Origin of the sequence: Acidithiobacillus sulfurivorans, assembly GCF_018853815.1 — a bacterium.
Lineage (GTDB): Bacteria > Pseudomonadota > Gammaproteobacteria > Acidithiobacillales > Acidithiobacillaceae > Acidithiobacillus > Acidithiobacillus sulfurivorans.
This window is the reverse complement of sequence record NZ_JAAOMP010000018.1, coordinates 1-201: the sequence shown is the minus strand read 5'-3', so window position 1 is coordinate 201 and position 201 is coordinate 1. Positions and strand designations below refer to the sequence as shown.

Here is a 201-nt window from a genome sequence, read left to right as displayed (position 1 = left end):
CTCGGGGTTTTTGCCCCAGGGCTTCTTGTTCCGCACGGCGCGCCATTTGCGTGTCGTACTGCGCTTTCTCTTTGGCATAACGGGCCTGTGCCCGCTCGGCAATCTTCGCCTTGGCCGCTGCCATCACGGCCAGCCGGTCTGTGCGGCGCTGGATCTCTTCGGGCAGATTCACGCCCTCGGGAATCCCGGACTGATCCGCCT

1 pseudogene is annotated in these 201 nt (G+C 64.2%); it reads right to left on the bottom strand.

Annotation, left to right across the window (positions count from 1 at the left end):
- Window positions 1-201, bottom strand: a pseudogene (locus HAP95_RS00895) (IS5/IS1182 family transposase); the annotation flags it as partial.